This is a genomic window from Bifidobacterium sp. UTCIF-1, from assembly GCF_006408915.1.
GTDB lineage: Bacteria > Actinomycetota > Actinomycetes > Actinomycetales > Bifidobacteriaceae > Bifidobacterium > Bifidobacterium reuteri.
This window is the reverse complement of sequence record NZ_JFAG01000010.1, coordinates 77670-96252: the sequence shown is the minus strand read 5'-3', so window position 1 is coordinate 96252 and position 18583 is coordinate 77670. Positions and strand designations below refer to the sequence as shown.

Sequence of the window (18583 nt, the reverse complement as noted above, 5' to 3'; positions counted from 1 at the left end):
AAATATTATGACTGACAATTCCACTATCGATTCCCAGGCACAGATGCTGGCCATGCAGAAGGCCCACGGCCCGCTGCTCGAAGTCAAGGATCTGGCCGTCGATTTCACCACGGACACCGGCAAGCCGGTCCATGCCGTGCGCAGCTCCTCCTTCACCGTCTATCCAGGCCAGTGGGTGGCCATCGTGGGCGAATCCGGTTCCGGCAAGTCCACCTCCGCAATGGCGGTGCTGGGTCTGCTTCCCGGCACGGGTCATGTGGTCGGCGGCTCCATCAAGCTTGACGGCCAGGAGATCGCGAATGCCAAGCAGAAGGAATTCGACAAACTCCGCGGCACCAAGATGGGCCTCGTGCCTCAGGACCCGATGAGCAACCTGAACCCGGTGTGGCGTATCGGCTCTCAGGTCAAGGAGGCTTTGAAGGCCAACAATATGGACGTCAACCACGAGAAGCGTTCCGCATTGGCCAAGGCCTTGGCCGGCGAGGACGCCGCCGTGAAGCTCAAGGGGAATGACGACGAGACCTTCCTCGGCTCCAAGGAGCTGCCCGCTCTGATGGACGAGGCCAAGAAGGCGCTGACCGCCGCCGGTGTGACAGGGGACGCCTTCGACAAGGCCGTCGCCCGCTTTGAGAGCGAATGGGTGCCTGGTTCCGAAACCCGTTGGCGTGTGGCCGACGACCTCATCAAGGCCGGTGTGAAGGATGACGATGCTTGGTATCTGGCCAAGAAATACGTCATCGGTTCGTCCATGGACGATCGTATCGCTGGCCTGCTGTCCGAAGCCGGTTTGCCGGATGCCGCCACCCGCGCCCGTCAGTTCCCGCACGAGTTCTCCGGCGGCATGCGCCAGCGTGCGTTGATCGCCATCGGTCTGGCCTGCCGTCCTGACCTGCTGATCGCCGATGAGCCGACCTCGGCACTTGACGTGACCGTGCAGAAGCGCATCCTCGACCACCTGCACTACCTGACCGATTCGCTCGGCACCGCCGTGCTGTTCATCACCCACGATCTGGGTCTGGCCGCCGAACGCGCCCAGCACATCGTCGTCATGTACAAGGGACAGGTCGTCGAATCCGGTCCGTCCCTCGAGGTGCTGCAGCACCCGCAGCACCCGTACACCAAGCGACTCGTCGCCGCAGCGCCGTCACTGGCCTCCCAGCGCATCATTTCCGCCAAGGAGCGCGGTGAAGACGCCGATGCGTTGCTCGACCACAAGATCGCCGATGAGAACGAGCTCGAGAAGAGCGAACACATCATCACTGTCGAACACCTGACCAAGGAGTTCAAGCTTCCGCGCAAGAAGGAGATGTTCAAGGCAGTCGACGACGTGTCCTTCTCCGTCAAGCGCGGCACCACTCTGGCCATTGTGGGCGAATCCGGTTCCGGCAAGTCCACCGTGGCGAACATGGTGCTCCACCTGCTCGAACCCACCTCCGGCAAGGTCTTCTATGAGGGACGTGACACATCCACGTTCAAGGCCAAGGATCTGTTGGGCTTCCGTCGTCACGTGCAGCCGGTGTTCCAGAACCCGTACGGTTCGTTGGATCCGATGTACTCGATTTTCCGCTCCATCGAGGAGCCGCTGCGCATCCACAAGATCGGCGATCAGAAGTGGCGCACCAACCGTGTCAAAGAACTGCTCGACATGGTCGAGATGCCACAGTCGGTCATGGGTCGTTATCCGAACGAGCTTTCCGGTGGCCAGCGTCAGCGTATCGCCATCGCGCGTGCCATGGCCCTTGACCCGGACGTGATCGTGTGCGACGAGGCCGTCTCCGCCCTCGATGTGCTCGTGCAGGACCAGGTGCTGCACCTGCTCAACGACCTGCAGGCTGAAAAGGGGCTGAGCTACCTGTTCATCACCCACGATCTGGCCGTGGTCCGTCAGATCGCCGACGAGGTCGTGGTGATGCAGCATGGCAAGCTCGTGGAGCACGCCACCACTGATGAGGTGTTCGACCACCCGAAGATGCAGTACACCCAAGATCTGCTCGACGCCATCCCCGGCGGCAAGCTCAAGCTCGGTCTGGACTGATAATTCATCGCGCTATGTCGGTGTTGTCCGGCAGGTGTACCGGGCAACACCGACATAGCGCTTAATGGAGTGTCTGATAAATCACACGTCATAGGTGATGGTCAGGGGAGCGTGGTCGGACCAGCGCTGGTCGTAGGTGGGCGCCTTGTCAATGACGAAGCCCCGTGCGGTCTCCGCCAGTTCCGGTGTGGCGAACTGGTAGTCGATTCTCCATCCGACATTGTTGTCGAAGGCGCGTCCACGCTGGCTCCACCAGGTGTATGGCCCTTGGATGTCGCCGGATAGTGAACGCATCACATCCACGAATTCGTATTCATTGAGCCATCGGTCGACATACGCGCGCTCCTCGGGCAGGAATCCGGCGTGATGCTCGTTGGCCTTGGCGTTCTTGATGTCCAACGGCGTGTGCGCGATATTGAAATCACCGCAGAGCACAGCCTGCCTGCCACCGTGCGCAGCCTCATCGCGCAACTCGCCCAGACGCACCAGCATGGTGTCCAAGAAGCGGAATTTCTGCTCCATCTTCAACGGGTCATCGGCATTGCCGGCATGGACGTATACGCATACCACCGTGATCACGTATCCCTGCGGTGTGCGGATATCCGTTTCGATCCATCGCCCCGAATCGACATCCTCATCCAATCCCGGCAGACCGTACCGCTGCTCGATCACTGGCAGATCGGCAAGCAGCGCCACGCCGGCGCGACCCTTCACGCGGCAGATCTCGTTGGTCAGCGTGAGATCCTCAGCCGAATCGATTGCGCCCGCCTGCGCGTACTCGAAGGCGAATTTGCTGACTATCTTGTCGATGTCCGGCTGCGGCGCACGGACCTCCTGCATGCACCATATGTTTGGAGTATGGTGTCCCGCCCAAGCCACGATGCCTTTGCGGTCGGCCGCACGCAGGCCATTGACATTGGAAGTAGTGATGGTAATGGTCATGCCGCCATAGTATTAGCGTCTGTATACCAATCTCACTGCGGTCTCATCGCCTGACGTGAATGTTCAGCGTTCTTTGAGGCTGGGTGCTAGGCTTGCAAGGGTTGCAACCGTGATACGAAATGAGGAATTATGGGACTGTTCGGATTCGGAAAGAAGAAGAGCAAGAAGGAAGCCGAACCGGCCGGCTCCGTCGACGAAGACAAGGCGGCGGCTGAGGCCGCCAACACCGCGGCCAAGGCCGAAAGCGCCGAAACCGTGCTGGCTGAGCCGTCCGGCGAATACGTGGGCCGTGGCGATGAGCGTGGCCCGTGGGACGTGAACGACGAGGACGTTCCCGACTACGACGATTATCTGGATCTGGGCGCGTACTACCTGCCGTTCCTGCAGGGTATCGAATTGCGCATCAAGGCAAGCCGCGCCACCCAGCAGGTGCTGGGCTCCACCATCACCTATGGCGCTTCCAGCCTTGAGATCGAGGCGTTCGCCGCGCCCAAGACCATGGGACTGTGGGATGATGTGCGCGCCGATCTGCTGGAGGCCAATAAGAACGCATCCGAAGCCGAAGGTGTATTCGGCACCGAACTGAAGCTGCCGGTCAGCGTCAAGGGCGGCAAAACCGTCAACACCCGTATCGTCGGCGTTGACGGGCCGCGTTGGATGCTTCGCGGCATCTTCTCCGGCAAGGCTGCCGTCGATCCCGATAGCCCGGAGACCGAGGCCCTGAACAAGTTCTTCGCTGACATCGTGGTAGAGCGTGGCGAGGAACCGTTGGCTCCGCGCGATCTCATCCCGATGCATCCGCCGGTCGCCCCGGCAGAACGCCGTGCCGCCAAGGCCGCTGCCGAAGCGGAGGCGCAGGAAGGCGGCAAGGAGCACTTCAAGGACATTCCGGACAACAAGCCGAAGGGCCCGCTGAGCCAGGACCAGACCACGGAGGTCAAGACCACCCTGTCCCGTGGTCCGATGTTCTCCGAAGTGCGCTGATCTGCCGGCCTGCGTATCCGGTGCCTTCTTCTGCAGAGAAGGCACCGGATACGGTGTATCGGAGCTGCTGGTTTTCGAGGACTTTCACGGTGAATCTCTCACGGTGGGAACTCCACGGATAGAGGAAGAGACTTGACAGATAAGAAACGTACCGGCCTGTCGGCGCTGGCGGATGCCGGCAATGGCGACGAGGATTTTTCGGTCATCGAGGCGATCGGCGGTCCGCGCGGCGTCATCGAGTCGATGCTGCCCGGTGTGGTGTTCGTCGTCCTGTTCGTGGCTACAAGCAACCTGAACCTCACCATTGCGGTGTCTGCTGTGCTGGCGGTGCTGCAGGTCATTGTGCGTCTCTGCCAGCGCCAGTCGGTGATGGGCGCGGTGTCCGGGCTTGTGGCAGTGGGCATTTGCCTGATCTGGGCATGGAAAAGTCATGAGGCGCGCAACTACTATATGTTCGGCTTTCTGACCAATGCCATCTATCTGGTACTGTTGTCGGTCTCGCTGATGGTTCGTGTGCCCGGCTTGGGACTGGTTGTGGAATTCATCCGGCAGATGCCCACCGAACGGTTCAAGGCATGGTTCCAGGATTGGATGAACGATGAGGCGCTGAAACGCGCCTATACGATCATCACCGGACTATGGGTGGCGGTGTTCGCACTGCGTCTGATCGTACAGGTGCCGTTGTATGTGACCGATCATGTCGCGGCGCTTGGCGTGACCAGGCTGCTGATGGGCATTCCGTTCTGGGCGCTTGCCATCTGGGTGAGCTACCTCATCATCGCCACGCCGCTGCACCGTCATAAGACCGCGCGAAAGGATGAGAACGAGGATGCAAGCTGAAGTCCGCATCGAACGATACGCCGATCAAGGCCGTTGCGTAGCCCATATCGATGGGCGTGTGGTCTTCGTGCGTTTCGCCCTGCCCGGCGAACTCGTCCGGGTCGAGCTCGACGAGCCGCACGATCGCGACGACCGTTTCTGGACCGGCGAGGTCGTGGAGGTGATCGAAGCGTCCGAGGATCGTGTCAGTCCTGCATGGCCGCTTGCCGGACCATTGGCCATGGGCGGGGGAGTGGGCGGTGCCGATCTCGTGCATGTCTCGCTGCAAGGACAGCTGACATGGAAAGCCATCACCGTTTCGGAGCAGATGAGCCGCCTCGGCCACATCGATGTGGCTGTGCCCATCGAACGCATGCCCGGCGATGAGGAACTTGGCGGGCTGCATTGGCGTACGCGCATCGAGATGATTGCCGATGAACAGGGACGGCCGTCCATGCGTCGCCGTGGCACTCATAATCGTGTGGCCCTTGACACCATGCCGCTCGCCACTCAGGCGCTCCTGGATGTGGCCGAACGCGAGCATGTATGGGATGGCGGCTTTGCACCGGGAAGCCAGATCCGGTTGTCTGTGCCCGAACCGCGCACGAACGGCACGGAGCCCGGCGTATCCTCCAACAATCACGACAATGGCGATGATTATGCCGTACTTGTTGACGGAGAGCTGCGTGCCGGTTCGCGATTGCTGACCGAACGGGTGACCATCAACGGCCGTCCGTTCACCTATCAAGTGGATGCCAATGGATTTTGGCAGATTCATCGTCAGGCGCCGATCGCGCTCGGCACGCATGTCATCAATCTGGTGAACGGGCGGCTGCAAGGCGCTGCGGCACCGGTGATCTGGGATCTGTATTCGGGGTCGGGGCTCTTCACCCTGCCGCTGGCCACCATGACTGGCGAACGCACCCGCATGTTGAGCGTTGAAGGTGCGGCGGTCGCTGTCAAGAACGCACAGCGCAATCTCCGCGCTGCCGGACTGACCAACGTGGACGCCCGCACAGGTGACGTCTCGCATACGTTGCTTCATGTACCTGCCGATCTGGCCAAGCCGGATGTGGTGGTGCTCGACCCGCCACGCGCCGGGGCCCGGGCCAAGGTCTGCCGCCAGATCGCGGCATCCGGGGCACCCACTGTGGTGTACATCGCCTGCGATCCCACATCATTGGCCCGAGACACCGCCACGCTGATCGCGGAAGGCTATGAGCTCAGCGATATCAGGTCGTTCGACATATACCCGATGACGCACCATGTCGAGACGGTGGCCCTGTTCGTCCGCTGATGCGCATCCGGACCGTTATCGCCGGGGTGCGGCTATCATGCCCACTATGAGACGACGGATTATGGTGGTTATATCCTGCACCGCGCTGGTGTTGTCGTTGGCCGCATGCACGCCGGTCAATCGTGCGGTGGGCGATACGCAGGACAATCCTCCCGCCGTCGCCCATGATTCAATCCATACATCGGATGCGGAGGTCGGATTCGTCGGCTCCGCGGATACCGCTGCGGATAAGCTCGCGCTCGATGCCATGGCCGACGACGGCATCAGTGTGTACTATGCTTCGCTGGATTCCGGTACTGCCGATGCTGCTGGTACGGCTACCTCCGATACTGCTGCCGATGCAGGTGCTGACGGCGCTGATGCTGACGGCGCTGATGCTGACGGCACCGATGCCGCCGATTCGGATATCACTGCGCGGCAGGCGGTCGCCGACTACGTCGCCCGTGCCGTGGACATCATCATCGTCAGCGGCATCGCCGTTACCGATGCCAACCGTGATGCGTGGGAGCAGACGCTCGGCAACGCCAGGGAGGCAGGAATCGCCGTCGCCCTGCTCAATCCTGTCTCCGTGCCTGACAATGAGCTGCTCTATGCGGCCACGCTCACCGTCAACGATCGTGACGCCAATGCCGAGCGCATAGGCGACGCGGTGCTGGCGGTCATTCGCGACGAGCCCCACGAGCGCTCTATCGCCGTTACCACCATGTGACATCACGCCGAATCATCCTCGGGCCTGAACGCATTGCGCGATACGGCACGGTAGGCTGTATGGCATGAATGCAACAGCAGCCGTGGCAATGCCCGAAATCGACGAGACCGGCCTGAACGCCGAGGAAGTGGCCAAGCGCATCGAAGCCGGGCAGACGAACGCGATGAAGGACTCCACCTCACGTTCGGTGAAGGACATCGTGCGTGCCAACGTGTTCACGCTGTTCAACGGCATCATCTTCGCCGCGATGGTACTGGTGCTGATCACCGGATCATGGAAGGACGCGGTGTTCGGCTTCGTCATCATCATCAACACCGGCATCGGGATCGTGACCGAGCTCAAGGCGAAGCGCACGCTGGACAGGCTTTCCATTCTGGTCGCGTCCGATGTGCTTGTACGCCGTGGTGGCAATGATGTCGCGGTATCCCATAGCGATATCGTCATGGATGATCTGCTGTGGATTCGATCTGGTGAACAGGTGCCTGCCGACGGACGAATCATCCATACTTGGGGTCTGGAACTGGACGAATCCATGCTGACCGGTGAATCGCGGACCGTCCGGCACAAGGTGGGGGAGCAGATCTGCTCCGGTGCCACCGCGGTCTCCGGCATGGCGCTGGTCAGGGTGAGCGCCGTGGGAGCGCACTCCTATGCGGCAACGCTCACCGCGCAGGCGAAGGTCTACAAGAAGACCGTATCCGATCTCAACAAAGGCATCAATACGATTCTGAAATTCATGACCTTCCTGGTGGTGCCGCTGTGCGTGCTGCTCATCTGGTCGCAGATCCGCACGGTCGGAGGCTGGAACCATGCGTTCACGACCGGTGAATGGCGTGGGGCCGTGGTGTCGGCGGTGGCGGGCGTGGTGGGCATGATCCCCGAAGGCCTCGTGCTGTTGACTTCGCTGAATTTCGCGGTGGCCGCGATGCGACTCGCCCGGCACAACACGCTGGTGCAGGAACTGGAATCCGTGGAGACGCTCGCCCGCGTCGATGCGTTGAACCTTGACAAGACCGGCACCATCACCGATGGCGGCATCGCCTTCGACCGGCTCATCATGCTGGAGGATGCGGCCGATGTCGGCGGACATGGCGTCGCGGCCGAGCGGACCGTCGCACAGGCGCTGTACGACTGCTGCAATGAGGAGCAGCCCAACGGCACTGGGCAAGCGGTGCTTGCTGGCCTGACGGCGCAGGGGTTCGTCGCAGGAACGGTTCGTGCGCGTATTCCGTTCTCCTCGGCCCGCAAGTGGAGCTCAGTGGTGGACGAGAGGGGCGAACGGTGGTTCATGGGCGCTCCGGAAGTCATATTGGCTGCATTGCAGGGCGACAACGCCGACATACTGCGGCAGGTCAACGAATATGCCGATGACGGCGATCGGGTGCTGTTGCTCGCCCGTTCTGCGGACTGCAATTCTGAAGGAAGCCTGCGTCATGGTTCAGCGGGACACGATGCAATGGGCGACAATCCAATGGGGGAGACCGCTGGCGCCGTCAGCGCCGATACTCCACGACTTGACCCGCAGGCGCAACCCGTCGCGCTGGTGCTGTGCTCCGAACGGATTCGCGACGATGCCGAGCGGACGCTGGCATGGTTCCGTGAGCAAGGCGTGCGATGCCGCGTGATCTCCGGCGACAATCCGGTGACGGTTGGTGCCATCGCACGCCGGGTCGGACTCACCGGCGACCGTGAGCCGGTGGCCTTGGACGCGCGTGAATTGCCTGACGACATCCATGAGCTCGCCCGGGTGCTGGAGCATGTCGACGTGCTCGGGCGCGTGCTGCCCGATCAGAAAAAGGCCATTGTACAGGCGCTGCACACGCAGCATCATGTGGTGGCGATGACCGGCGACGGCGTCAACGATGCCTTGGCCTTGAAAGAGGCCGATCTCGGCATCGCCATGGGCAACGCGGCGCCCGCCACCAAGGCCGTGGCGCAAGTGGTGTTGGTGGATTCCAGATTCTCCCATCTGCCCGACGTCGTGGCGCGTGGACGTCAGGTCATGGCCAACATGGAACGGGTCGCCAGCCTGTTCCTCGTCAAAACCGTGTATTCGGCGCTGATTTCGCTCGGTGTGGTACTGACGCAAATCCCATACCCGTACTTGCCCCGCCACATCACCTACATCGGTGCGCTCACCATCGGCATACCGGCGTTCATCCTGGCGCTCGCGCCGAACACGCGACGCTACGTCCCGGGATTCCTGAAGCGCGTAATCAAGTTCGCGCTCCCGGGCGGTGTGGCCACGGCGCTTTCCGTGCTGCTGGCCGCTTGGTTCCTGCCCGGCGTCATGGGCTGGAACATCACAGGCAACGACGATGACCTCTCCGCCTTGCGCGCCACCAGCGCCATCATCCTGTTCCTGATGGGCGTGTTCGTGCTCGCACGTGTCGCAAGTCCGCTCAACAGTTGGCGCGGCGGACTGGTGGCGTTCTTCGCCACCGCTGGCGTCATCGGCACGTTCATCCCGTTCGTTGCGCGGTTCTTCGCGCTCATCCTGCCCACCGGCACCACGCTGACCGCCACGCTCATCGCCCTCGCCGGCGCAGCGGTCATTTTCGTGCTGTGCCTATGGCTGGTGCCGAAGGCCGGCAGCATTCTGGCCCGGTTCCTACGCCGAAGCGGAATCAATATCTAGTGTGCCGTATATCGCCGGCTCCCCTCTCTGAGGGGAGCTGTCAGCGTAGCTGACTGAGGGGAGTTGGGCTCCTTCGCCAGTCCCTCCCCGAAGTCAGCTGAAAGAAAGTCGCTGCATTGTCTCACGTTTCAGTCCGACACGCCAGAGGCAAAGTAACGTACCCGTACCATAACAAGCGGATAATCTACGGCGACAAGAGCCGATTCATGATTCGGAGGAAGCATGTCCTTACGTGACGCCCAACTGGCCACCCTGCACACGGCCGGCAAGGACTTCGATTACTACAACATCGCCAATCTCGATGGCGTCGACCACTTGCCGTACTCGCTGAAGGTGCTGGTCGAAAATCTCGTGCGCAACATCGACGGCGCCAACATCACCGACGAGCACGTCAAGGCCCTGCTCGACTGGGACCCCGACGCGCAGCCCAGCCACGAGATCCAGTTCACCCCGAGCCGCGTGGTCATGCAGGACTTCACCGGCGTGCCGTGCATCGTGGACCTCGCCACCATGCGCGACGCGGTCAAGGACCTCGGCGGCGACCCGGAGGTCATCAACCCGCAGGTCCAGTCGGACATGGTCATCGACCACTCCGTGCAGATCGACAAGTACGGCATCGCCGACGCGGTCGAGCAGAACATGGACATCGAATACCAGCGCAACGGCGAACGCTACCAGTTCCTGCGTTGGGGGCAGCAGGCGTTCCGTAACTTCCGCGTCGTACCGCCGGGAACCGGCATCATCCACCAGGTCAACATCGAATACCTGGCCAAGGTCGTCATGACCAAGACCGCCGAGGCATCCGGACTGAACGATGGCCGTGAGCTCGCCTACCTCGACTCCTGCGTCGGCACCGACTCGCACACCACCACCGAAAACGGCCTCGGCGTGCTCGGCTGGGGCGTGGGCGGCATCGAGGCCGAGGCCGCCATGCTCGGCCAGCCCATCTCCATGCTCGTGCCGCGCGTCGTGGGCTTCAAGCTCACCGGCTCCATCCCCGAGGGCGTCACCGCCACCGATGTGGTGCTGACCATCACCGACATGCTGCGCAAGCACGGCGTGGTCGGCAAGTTCGTGGAGTTCTACGGCGAGGGCATCGCGTCCGTGCCGCTGGCGAACCGCGCCACCATCGGCAACATGAGCCCGGAGTTCGGCTCCACCTGCGGTATCTTCCCGATTGACGACGTCACGCTCGACTACCTGCGCCTGACCGGCCGCTCGGACGAGCAGGTCGCGCTCGTCGAGGCGTACGCCAAGGCCAACAAGCTGTGGGGCGACGCCAACGATCCGGACTACGTCGAACCGAAGTACTCCGAATACATGGAGCTGGACCTCGGCACCGTGGTGCCGTCCATCGCCGGCCCGAAGCGCCCGCAGGACCGTATCACGCTCGCCACGGCCAAGTCCACGTTCGAGGACACGCTGCCCGCATACGAGACCGAGAAGACCGCCCACGAGCCGATTGCCGTCTCCACCGACTTCCGCGGCGATTTCGACATCACCAACGGCGACGTGGCCATCGCCTCGATTACGTCCTGCACCAACACCTCCAACCCGTCCGTCATGGTGGCCGCCGGCCTGATCGCCCGCAACGCGCACGCGCTCGGCCTCAAGCCCAAGCCGTGGGTCAAGACCTCGCTCGCCCCCGGCTCCCAGGTGGTGGCCGACTATCTCAAGGCCGCCGGACTGCAGGACGACCTCGACGCGCTCGGCTACGAGCTCGTCGGTTTCGGCTGCGCCACCTGCATCGGTAACTCCGGACCGCTGCTGCCCGAGATCTCTGAGGCCATCAACGCCAACGACCTGACCGTCACCGCAGTGCTCTCGGGCAACCGCAACTTCGAGGGACGCATCAGCCCGGACGTCAAGATGAACTACCTCGCCTCGCCGCCGCTCGTGATCGCCTACGCGCTCGCCGGCACGATGGACTTCGACTTCGAGACCCAGCCGCTCGGCGTTGACAAGGACGGCAATGACGTCTATCTCAAGGACATCTGGCCGACCAACGAAGAGGTGGCCGCCGTGGTGAACGGCACGGTCAGCCGTGAGATGTTCCTCAAGGACTACGCCTCCGTGTTCGACGGCGACCGCCGCTGGAAGGGCCTCGACGTGCCTGAAGGCGAGCTGTTCGCCTGGGATCCGAAGTCCACCTATGTGCGCAAGCAGACGTTCTTCGACGGCATGAAGGCCGTGCCGGACCCGGTTGAGGACATCCACGGTGCCCGCGTGCTCGCATTGCTCGGCGACTCCGTGACCACCGACCACATCTCCCCGGCCGGTGCGTTCAAGGCGTCCAGCCCTGCCGGCAAATACCTCACCGACCGCGGCGTGGCCCCGAAGAACTTCAACTCTTACGGTTCCCGCCGAGGCAATCACGAGGTGATGGTGCGCGGCACGTTCGGCAACATCCGACTTCGCAACCAGTTGCTCGCCTCTGTGGGCGAGGAGGTCACGCCCGGCGGCTTCACCTATGACTTCACGACCGGTAAGCCGTCCACGATCTTCGACGCGTCGCTGAACTACAAGGCAGCGGGCACGCCGCTTGTGGTGCTGGCCGGCAAGGAATACGGCACCGGCTCCTCGCGCGACTGGGCCGCCAAGGGCACGCTGATGCTCGGCGTCAAAGCCGTCATCACCGAGAGCTTCGAACGCATCCACCGCTCCAACCTCATCGGCATGGGCGTGCTACCCCTGCAGTTCCCTGAAGGCGAATCCTATAAGTCGCTGGGGCTCGATGGCACCGAGACGTACGACATCGCCGGCGTGGAGAAGCTCAACTCCGGTACGACGCCGAAGACCGTGCACGTCACCGCCACGCACAAGGACGGCTCCACGACTGAGTTCGATGCGGTCGTGCGCATCGACACCCCCGGTGAGGCCGACTACTACCGTAACGGCGGCATCCTCCAGTACGTGCTGCGCAACCTCATGAAGTAGCGCAACAAGACGGTCGGGGCCATGTCTCCGACCGTCTTGCATTCACGGGTCATATGGATCAGTGGGACTGCAGACGGCACTGCTTCCAGATGTCACTGAGCTTCTGACCATTGGACGTGCGCTTCCATACTTCGAGCCCGCCGCTGCGACGGCCTCCCGCAGCGGCACGGGCTGCCGCAGTGGGCGTCGGGTATTCCGAGCCGTCATCCAAGCGGAACCGTCCGTTCTCCGTCACCGTGGCATACCAGCGTTCGCCTTTGCGAGGTCGCTCCCAGACCAATCGTTCGCCGGGCACCAACAGTCCGGCCTGAATCACCTGACGGATGGTCACACGTTTCGAACTGTGTGCTGCGTGCGTCGTCGGCGACTGCGCAAGCTGATCGATGCCTTGCACGGTGAGATCGTTGTTGTTGCGGTCATAACGGATGCCCCAATAATCCACAATGAGTCGAACCGTCTCCGTCTGCCGCTTCTCAAGCAGCGAAGGCGTGCAGTCGTTGTAATCCTTCAGCTCATTGGTCAAAGGGAAACGGCGTGAATCCGAGCGCATGAGCATGCGGTCACGGCGTGCGGCGAACTCTCCGAACTTGTCCAGCTGCTCCTCGGTGCCTTGGACCAGTGCCAGATTGCCCAGTCGATACAGCCAATGGTCATGCTGCTCGGGTGACCAGTCACTGAACGATTTCGAATGTTCAATATTCACCGGCATGATAGGCAGTGCACTGCATTTGCGAGGCCTATCAAGGTGAGATTGCGCTTTCTGCTCATTGGCGCGGATGAGCAGCAGTCGAACCAATGCATTGTCTGATTGCAGTTCCCCTTGTAGACGCACCACGGCATTCTCCTGGTCGTCGTCGCGGACTTTCAGACCGTTGCACCGTTCGACCAGATATCCCTTGTCGAGATCGCGGATGGCGGCGTTCGCATACCCGCGTCTGTCTGTGATGTCTGTCCGGATCAGCGTACGGATTCCGGTCACGCGCTCAAGGGCCGACAGGATCTCCTGCAGACGGCGTTCATCGTGGGGCTCCAATGCGGCGAGCGACGTCGATGCCTTGACACTCCGTGAGCCGCGTTGTGTGAACGGCGGGCAATCGGGATTGCCCAGCTGACGATACGAGTTGACCAGCGCCCACATGGCTACGGGCTTCCACTCATGGTTGCGGTAGTCGTTCAGTCCCTCGAGACGATGCCGGATTTCGGCGGGCAGTATCGTCTCGTTGGGTTTGGAGATGATGCGCCACGCCATCGCATACGGGGCGAGCACGGTGTTGATGAACGAGGCCACCGTGCCGTTGTCGATATGAGGCTTGAGCACATTGTCGAGGAAATCCTCGATGAGCTTGCCGGTATCCGGCTGATGGGCGAGGATGAGATATAGGTAGGAAAAGAACTCGTCGCTCTCATGCGGGTCGTCGCTGATCGGGTCGATGATGTCGTCCCAGCGTTCGGTATAGGCGTCAAGCTCCGCGTCACTGAGCCCGGATGTGGCTCGTGCCTTGAAGACGTCGGACGGCGTGAGCGGCAATCCCCGCATGTTCATCACGTCGAAGATGCGATGGGCGCCATCAAGGTTGTCGGTCGTGACGATGACCAGGGTGACCTGATTGACGAGGTATTGGGCGAACTGCTGCCGTGCGGACATGCCCCACGCGGATATCTCGTCGTACACATTCCGGATGTTCGTTACCATATTGCGTTGCGCGGCGGTGGCCAGATCGTCGTTGTCCATGTCGAACACGGATTCGAGGTTGTCCTCCTGGACGTGTTCCCGGAAGAATGACGCGTCGCGTTCGCGCAATGTGAGCCGTGGCTCGCTGATGATGCCGCGCAGCTTGTCGCCGGGTTCCACCAGCAGCGCGTCGAGCTGGTGCATCAGGTCGGCGTCCTGTTCCAGATCGCGCAGCACGGCGATGATGATGGATAGGGATACCAACCGCTGCTGCCCGTCGATGACGTCATAGCGGTTGTCACCATGGCGGACCAGGATCAACGAGCCGAGGAAGTACGGGGTCTGCGGTGTTTTCGAAGCGTCATGCAGATCACTGACCAGTTGGAGAATGTTCTCGGACTTCCAGATATACGCCCGCTGGAAGGAAGGCACCGTGAAACGGAAATCCGGTGTGAACACCTTTCCCAGTGGCAGTTCCCGTGCGTTGATGGCCATATGATCCCCCTGTCCGCCCCTTCGCCGTCGGTTGCTGGAGCCGCTCGCATGCATGTGCCGATGGATACCGCACTCGCATCCGCATGCAACAGTTCCGCAGTTCAGCTTACCAGCGCAAGCTGGCAAACGCGGGGGCGGTATCCGCGCGTATGCCGGCGATGCGGTTTGTGTTGTGGAGCGCTCCGTGGCAAGTACGGTTCCGCAGCGTCAGTCGTGCTCGGGAACCGCGCCCTCATAGAGATAGAAGGACATATCGTCATGATGGTATCGGGATGCGTCCAGGTCGATGGACGCGATCCGCTCGAGCCCATGATGGGTGTAGAAACCCACATTGCAGGAGGTGTCCGTGAACAGGAAGTACTTCGTCATGCCGCTCCTGCGGAAATCATCGAGCATCCTCCGGAACATACGCTTGCCCAGACCATGGCCTTGAGCTTCAGGTGAGAGCGCGAAGAGCACCACTTCGGCGGCATAATCATGGCCGGACCGCGAAGCCCGACTGCGCAGCATCCGGTCCAAGGCAAGGATGCCCACGATTTCATGGGCTGCACGCAGGCCTTCACGGGAGCGCATGAGTCCGCCCAGAAGACGGAGATACCTGCGGGCATGCGTATTGCATCGGTTCCGGGTCTCACGTGAGTCGATGCGGCCCAGAATCAGCGCGACCGGTTTGCCATCCACCACTGCGGTATAGGCGTTGGTGGTTCGGGCCAGACAGTTCTCCCAGTCGGCCTCGGCCGCGAGCATGCCGATACGTTCGCTGAAGTCGGCATACCAAGTGCGTCGCACCAGATCGATCAGTGCGGGGTGGTCGTCTCGCTGCAAAGGGCGAATCGTTGCGGTCTCATGCTCAAGTTCTTGCATGTGTTTCATTATGCCTTATGCCCAGGGGCGGAATTGCACTGTGCTGCGATACCGTGTGCGGCGTTTGCGGCGGAATCCGACTGGGAGAGGCCATTGTGCAGGAACGGGAGCGTACTCAGGCAATCCGCCGAAGAGACGCGGCCTATATAAAGCCTACAATCGTGCCGGCAGGTCGGCGCGCTCCACCAATCGGGCCATCTGCACGCGGCCCATGTCGAGCTTGTCGGCGGCCGAGGAGAGATGCGCCTTGGCGGTACGTTCCGAGATGAACATCCGGGAGGCGATTTCGGCGTTCGTATAGCCTTCCGCCGCGAGCATCACGGCCTCGCGCTCGCGGTCGGGCAATGCATCGAGCAATGCCCGCGCCTCGTCCCTGCGCGATTGGGGACGCGACTTGCTCAAGCCGTCGATCAGCTGTTTTTGGCTGACCGCATTGAATTGGGGCTCGCCTGTGCATACGCCGATGATGCGGCGGATGATGCAGTCCGGGGCGTCGGTCTTCGATACGAATCCTTCGGCACCCGCCTCCACTGCACGTTCGACGGTGCCGGAGGGACTCAGCGAAGTCAGAATCAGCACATGCGGAGCAGGGGAGAGCGCTCGCAGTTGGCGGGTCGCCTCGATGCCGTCCACTCCGGGCATGGCAATGTCCATCAGCACCACATCCGGATGTTCGAGCGCGGCTCGGCGCACGCACGTCTCACCATCGGTGGATGAGGAAGCCACCACGATTCGCCCGTGGGAATAATCGTTCAGAATCAGACTCATCGCTTGGCAGATCATCGGGTCGTCGTCGATGATGCTGACCCTGATCGGCCTTGTCCCGATGCTTTCGGCATCAGTCTGCGCGCCATCGTCCGGCACCGACTGTGCGGCGGATATGGTACTGCCGTTCTTCTCGCTCACAGAAGACATCTTAGCTGCGCCACGGCAACTGCACGTCCACGTGGAACAGGTGGCGATCGTCCACGCCATACCGGCATTGTCCGCCTGCCGCATGCACGCGGGCCGCAAGACCGGGCAGCCCTGCGCCATGACCTGCTCGGTGAGCGGCTTTGTCGGTAGCGGTATCGGTAGCGGTATCGGGCATCGGATTGCTGATATGGATGTGCACGCCGGACTGCGGAGCCACGGAGACCTCCAAGGAGACCGGCATGCCGGGGGCGTGCCGCCGCGCGTTCGTCAATCCTTCTTGGATCGCCCGGTAGGCGGCCTTGCTGATGGCCTCATCCAATGCACTCAGCTGCTGGATATCGATCCACGTGTTGAGCGAGGTGCCGGAATTGCGCGTATCGGTGATCAACGCGTCCAATGATTCACGGGTCAAAGCGGTGTTGTCGGATGGGGCGAGCTGCTCCCACGCCTGTTGCGGATTACGCAGCATGTCGATGATTGTATGCGCCTCGTCCAACGCTCCAGCCGACTGGCGGCGAATGTCTTCGGCCTTGTCCGCCAAGGCCTTCGCCTCAGGCGTGTCTCCGAGTCTGTCAGCCTCCGCCTTGAGTGCACTGGCGTTCAACGCCATCAGGGACAGCGAATGGGCAAGCGTGTCATGGGCTTCGGCGGCGATCGCGTCGGCGAGTTGCTGGTTGTGAAGGTCGCTTTGCAATGTCGCCGCTTGGGTGGTGGCTGCATCGGCCATCGCGTTCGCCGTGCGCAGGCTGGCGCGCGACCGGATATGCAGGCCGATGAGCACAGCGATGGCCACGAAAATCAGAGAGGCCACCGCCGCGCTGATCACCACGGTCGGTTCCTCCACCATCATGACAATCGGCTCACCTGAATCGCCGCCGGTATCCGGTTCGGCGAAGAACAAGTGCCATATGGATGCGTCAGGTTGTTGGAAGGCGTCCCGCAACTGGCTGATCAGCGTTACTATGGTGCCCGCAGCGACGGCCCGTATGGTCGTGTGTCGGTCGGATCTACGGGCCAGCAACGATGTCATCGCCATCAAGGCGATCAATGAGTCGAACGGGAACACCACGACCAGTATGCAGGAGATCCAGAATGTCGCTTCCGGATACTCGTTGCGCGCCAGCAGCAGAAAACCGGACGGCAATGCGACCAATACACATATGACGACCAGCACGAACCCGACGGAATCCTGATCGAAATTCCTCGAAAAGAACGAGGTCTGCGACAGACACATGAAACTGGCCAATGGCACCATGGTCGCCGAGCACCATCGCTTAGTGATCACAGGCACCTCATCCGGTTGAGGTCTGGACGTAGTCGTTGTTCTTCGACTTGGCGAAATCCGGTGGCGTACTTTTCTTTCCGGCTGCGTACCTGCAACGTTTCGATCAGTCATGGATACCACTGTATGGCCTGTCCCAGCCTGCCGCCACTGGACGCCAGGGCGGAACCATGCCCGGCAAATTGCCCGACCGGGCAGAGGACTCTGACCATTCGTCCACTACCTTCGGCGACCGTCGAACGGTAACGTCGAAAACGATTCAATCAACGGGAAGACATTGCGCCGCAATGGTGCAGTCGAGGAAAGGAGAGCGTCATGGCACATCAAGACGAGGCTCAATCGGCATCCGGAACCAAAACGAAAAAGCCAATCTGGAAACGTTGGTGGTTCTGGCTTGTCATTATCGTGGTGATTGCGGCCATCGGCAGTCAAATGGGAGGGGCATCTGGGCAGACGGGGACGCAGTCCTCGCAGAGCAGCTCCAGCCAGAACGCGACCAATAACGCTGGTTCGGACAAGGACTCCACAAATACCGGTTCCACCGGTACCGACAGTGCCGACAATGGCGGTGCCGATCAGAAGTCCGACGTGCCTGCCGAATACCGATCCGCGTTGAAGAAGGCGGAATCGTACGCGACCGTCATGCATATGTCCAAGCAGGGCATCTACGATCAGCTCACCAGCGAATACGGTGAGAAGTTCTCCGCCGAGGCCGCCCAATATGCCGTCGACAACGTCAAGGCGGACTGGAACGCGAATGCGCTGGCCAAGGCGAAGAACTATCAGGAGACCATGTCCATGTCGCCTGAGGCTATTCGAGACCAGCTCACCAGCGAGAACGGGGAGAAATTCACCGCCGAGGAAGCGGATTACGCCATCCAGCATCTCAATGAATGACCGATCTCTTTCGCGATGGGGCGTTACGCCAATCCCGCCATCCGCTTTCGGAAGGCGGGATTGGTGCTGCTGCGCGGCCTGCGGCGGACAACAGCGA

Annotated in this window: 13 protein-coding genes; 8 read left to right on the top strand and 5 right to left on the bottom strand. The window is 61.6% G+C overall.

Annotation, left to right across the window (positions count from 1 at the left end; translation table 11 throughout):
* The first annotated feature begins 7 nt into the window (after positions 1–7).
* The gene (locus tag BW09_RS05885; RefSeq protein ID WP_044088839.1) at positions 8–2035 is read left to right on the top strand and encodes an ABC transporter ATP-binding protein; all 2028 of its coding nucleotides are present in this window, start codon (positions 8–10) and stop codon (positions 2033–2035) included.
* An 81-nt stretch (positions 2036–2116) separates the two neighbouring features.
* Here BW09_RS05885 and BW09_RS05880 read toward each other — a convergent pair whose 3' ends face one another.
* The gene (locus tag BW09_RS05880) at positions 2117–2977 is read right to left on the bottom strand and encodes an exodeoxyribonuclease III (RefSeq protein WP_044088840.1); all 861 of its coding nucleotides are present in this window, start codon (positions 2975–2977) and stop codon (positions 2117–2119) included.
* Positions 2978–3106: 129 nt separating this feature from the next.
* On the opposite strand from BW09_RS05880, the gene BW09_RS05875 reads away from it, so the two are divergent.
* The 6 genes from BW09_RS05875 (at position 3107) to acnA (ending at position 12361) form a co-directional block, all read left to right on the top strand.
* Complete coding sequence (locus BW09_RS05875) at positions 3107–3961, top strand: DUF3710 domain-containing protein (protein ID WP_044088841.1); 855 nt, start codon at positions 3107–3109, stop codon at positions 3959–3961.
* A 132-nt stretch (positions 3962–4093) separates the two neighbouring features.
* Positions 4094–4801, top strand: a complete 708-nt coding sequence (locus tag BW09_RS05870; protein WP_044088842.1) for a DUF3159 domain-containing protein — start codon at positions 4094–4096, stop codon at positions 4799–4801.
* The gene (locus tag BW09_RS05865; protein WP_044088843.1) at positions 4791–6077 is read left to right on the top strand and encodes a class I SAM-dependent RNA methyltransferase; all 1287 of its coding nucleotides are present in this window, start codon (positions 4791–4793) and stop codon (positions 6075–6077) included. The genes BW09_RS05870 and BW09_RS05865 overlap by 11 nt, the downstream gene beginning before the upstream one ends.
* A 46-nt stretch (positions 6078–6123) precedes the next feature.
* Positions 6124–6786, top strand: coding sequence for a hypothetical protein (locus BW09_RS05860; RefSeq protein ID WP_140462365.1), 663 nt, complete (start codon positions 6124–6126; stop codon positions 6784–6786).
* A gap of 64 nt (positions 6787–6850) precedes the next feature.
* Positions 6851–9424 (top strand): cation-translocating P-type ATPase, encoded by a 2574-nt coding sequence (locus BW09_RS05855; protein WP_140462364.1) that lies wholly within the window; start codon positions 6851–6853, stop codon positions 9422–9424.
* A gap of 222 nt (positions 9425–9646) precedes the next feature.
* Positions 9647–12361: an aconitate hydratase AcnA gene (acnA, locus tag BW09_RS05850; protein ID WP_140462363.1), complete on the top strand. Its 2715-nt coding sequence runs from the start codon at positions 9647–9649 to the stop codon at positions 12359–12361.
* Positions 12362–12419: 58 nt separating this feature from the next.
* Here acnA and BW09_RS05845 read toward each other — a convergent pair whose 3' ends face one another.
* From BW09_RS05845 to BW09_RS05830, 4 genes are all read right to left on the bottom strand, one after another.
* A complete protein-coding gene (locus BW09_RS05845) occupies positions 12420–14528 on the bottom strand; it encodes a DUF262 domain-containing protein (RefSeq protein WP_140462362.1) in 2109 nt (702 codons plus the stop codon).
* A gap of 207 nt (positions 14529–14735) precedes the next feature.
* Positions 14736–15392 (bottom strand): GNAT family N-acetyltransferase, encoded by a 657-nt coding sequence (locus BW09_RS05840; protein WP_238567017.1) that lies wholly within the window; start codon positions 15390–15392, stop codon positions 14736–14738.
* Between the two features lie 153 nt (positions 15393–15545).
* Positions 15546–16256 carry a response regulator transcription factor gene (locus BW09_RS05835; protein ID WP_081977824.1) on the bottom strand — a complete coding sequence of 237 codons (711 nt, stop codon included), beginning with the start codon at positions 16254–16256 and terminating at the stop codon, positions 15546–15548.
* A 52-nt stretch (positions 16257–16308) separates the two neighbouring features.
* Positions 16309–17562, bottom strand: coding sequence for a sensor histidine kinase (locus BW09_RS05830; RefSeq protein ID WP_181161780.1), 1254 nt, complete (start codon positions 17560–17562; stop codon positions 16309–16311).
* Between the two features lie 342 nt (positions 17563–17904).
* Between BW09_RS05830 and BW09_RS05825 the strand changes: the two genes are divergently transcribed.
* Positions 17905–18486, top strand: coding sequence for an Ltp family lipoprotein (locus tag BW09_RS05825; protein WP_044088849.1), 582 nt, complete (start codon positions 17905–17907; stop codon positions 18484–18486).
* The last annotated feature ends 97 nt before the right edge of the window (positions 18487–18583 follow it).

Excerpts from the sequence above, each read along its gene's own strand:
- BW09_RS05845 (WP_140462362.1), bottom strand. The coding sequence starts at position 14,528 with ATGGCCATCAACGCACGGGAACTGCCACTGGGAAAGGTGTTCACACCG.
- BW09_RS05875 (WP_044088841.1), top strand. The coding sequence starts at position 3,107 with ATGGGACTGTTCGGATTCGGAAAGAAGAAGAGCAAGAAGGAAGCCGAA.
- BW09_RS05825 (WP_044088849.1), top strand. The coding sequence starts at position 17,905 with ATGGCACATCAAGACGAGGCTCAATCGGCATCCGGAACCAAAACGAAA.
- BW09_RS05865 (WP_044088843.1), top strand. The coding sequence starts at position 4,791 with ATGCAAGCTGAAGTCCGCATCGAACGATACGCCGATCAAGGCCGTTGC.
- BW09_RS05860 (WP_140462365.1), top strand. The coding sequence starts at position 6,124 with ATGAGACGACGGATTATGGTGGTTATATCCTGCACCGCGCTGGTGTTG.
- BW09_RS05840 (WP_238567017.1), bottom strand. The coding sequence starts at position 15,392 with ATGCAAGAACTTGAGCATGAGACCGCAACGATTCGCCCTTTGCAGCGA.
- BW09_RS05830 (WP_181161780.1), bottom strand. The coding sequence starts at position 17,562 with ATGGTGCCATTGGCCAGTTTCATGTGTCTGTCGCAGACCTCGTTCTTT.
- acnA (WP_140462363.1), top strand. The coding sequence starts at position 9,647 with ATGTCCTTACGTGACGCCCAACTGGCCACCCTGCACACGGCCGGCAAG.
- BW09_RS05855 (WP_140462364.1), top strand. The coding sequence starts at position 6,851 with ATGAATGCAACAGCAGCCGTGGCAATGCCCGAAATCGACGAGACCGGC.
- BW09_RS05885 (WP_044088839.1), top strand. The coding sequence starts at position 8 with ATGACTGACAATTCCACTATCGATTCCCAGGCACAGATGCTGGCCATG.
- BW09_RS05880 (WP_044088840.1), bottom strand. The coding sequence starts at position 2,977 with ATGACCATTACCATCACTACTTCCAATGTCAATGGCCTGCGTGCGGCC.